The sequence below is a fragment of the Streptomyces sp. SID11385 genome (genome assembly GCF_010548245.1).
Taxonomy (GTDB): Bacteria; Actinomycetota; Actinomycetes; order Streptomycetales; family Streptomycetaceae; genus Streptomyces.
This window is the reverse complement of sequence record NZ_JAAGLR010000635.1, coordinates 1-1,703: the sequence shown is the minus strand read 5'-3', so window position 1 is coordinate 1,703 and position 1,703 is coordinate 1. Positions and strand designations below refer to the sequence as shown.

Annotated in this window: 2 protein-coding genes; both read right to left on the bottom strand. The window is 76.5% G+C overall.

What is annotated here, in order from left to right; all coding sequences use genetic code 11:
• Positions 1-297: cytidine deaminase (locus G3I42_RS19410; RefSeq protein ID WP_239096559.1), on the bottom strand; the 297-nt coding region annotated here is incomplete at its 3' end.
• 10 nt (positions 298-307) lie between these two features.
• Positions 308-1,703, bottom strand: a 1,396-nt coding sequence (locus G3I42_RS19405; protein WP_239096558.1) for a DUF5691 domain-containing protein, incomplete at its 5' end; no start/stop codon positions are given.

Below are 1,703 nucleotides of genomic sequence, written 5' to 3'. Positions count from 1 at the left end.
CCGTACGAGCGGCCCCGCGCCCTCCGCCACGGCGGCGCCGAGCACGACGAGTTCGGCACAGGGACCGCCGGTGAAGTGGTACACGTTCACGCCCGTGACCACGCGCCCTTCGGCATCGCGCGCCGCCGCCGCGACCGAGTGGTTGTCGTCCGCGCCGAGTCGCGCGGCAAGCTGGGCGGCGGCCCGGACGAGGGCGGGATCGGGGTTCTCCGCCGCGGACGCCGCGGACGCCGCGGACGCCGCGGACGCCGTGGGCGGCGTGGGCGGTGCGGGCGTCGCAGGTGTTGTCGGTGTCATGGGCGCAACGCTAGGCCGTCTCCGTCAGCGGCTCCCCGTCCAGTTCGGCGCGCATCAGCGCGCGCAGGCGCAGGGTGGCGAGGAGGCGGTGGAAGACGTCGGTCCAGTAGAGGCCCGCAGCCGGTTTGCTGTCCTCGTTCTCCTCGAAGGAGCCGATCAGTTTCTCCAGGTGGGGGGCCTCCGCCGGGTCGAGGCAGCGTTCGGCCAGGCCCATGACGCCGCTGAAGCTCCACGGGTAACTCCCCGCGTCGCGTGCGATGTTCAGCGCGTCCACGACCGCCCGGCCCAGCTCGGCCGGCCACGGGGTCGCGCAGCCGCTGAGCAACTGGAACGCCTCCGACAGACCGTTGGCGGCGAGGAAACCGGCCACCCACGCCGCCCGTTCCCCGGCGGGCAGCACGGCGAGGAGCCTGGCCCGCTCGGCGAGCGCCGTCGCGCCCTGCTCCCCGCCGACCGGCGCACCGAGCAGCGCCCGCGACCACTCCGCGTCCCCCTGGCGCACGGCGGCCCGGCACCAGGCGGCGTGCAACTCCTCGCGCCAGCCCTCCGCGACCGGCCGCGCGACGAGTTCCGCCGGAGAGGCGCCGCCGAGGTGGAGCGGCCATACCGAGAGCGGTGCGGCCTCGACGACCTGCCCGAACCACCAGGCGCGCTCACCGCGCCCCGCGGGCGGTTTCGCGGCGACGCCGTCGTGCTCCATCGCGGCATCGCACGCGTGCGGCGCGTCGATCGTGAGCGAACCGCCAGCGGCGGGCCGCACGCAGGCGCGGGCCCGCTCCGCCATGCGCGCGGCGAGCGCGGAACCGGTGAGAGAGGAGAGGAGTTCGGCGGCGAGGGCGCGGACGTTCCGGCCGCGGTCGTCGAGCGCCGCTTCGAGGAACGGCTCGTCGGCCTGCGAGAGGCCGGGACGCAGGCAGTCGAGGAAGAGCAGCCGGTCCTCGGCCCGCTCCTTGGCCCACGTCGGGCCGAGCAGCGAAAGCGCCCGCTCCGGCGCGCTCTCGCGCACCCGGGCGAGCAGGGCGACCCGCTCGGCGAACAGCCCCTCGGCCCACAGCCGTTCGTCCTCCCCGGGAGCGCTCGCCGCGACCTCGTGCGCGGGCGGCGCCACGACCGTACGGCGTACGAAGGACCACTCGCGGTTCTGCTCGGCGAGCCACCGCCCCCGTACTCCGGCGAAGGCGAGCACGGCGGGGCGCAGGTCGGTGCGGCCCCTGGCCGCGTCGAGGAGTGCCGGGAGGTGTTCCGGCGGGGACGCGTAGCCGTGCGCGTTGGCCCGCTCCAGCCACTGCGGCAGCAGCTCGGTGAGGTCGGGAGCGCTGCCGCGCTGGTCCCCGCGCGCGCCGAGCAGTTGCCCGAGCCGCCGTCGCGCAGCCTCCGGGAGCGGTGGCCTGGACTCGGCCGCCACG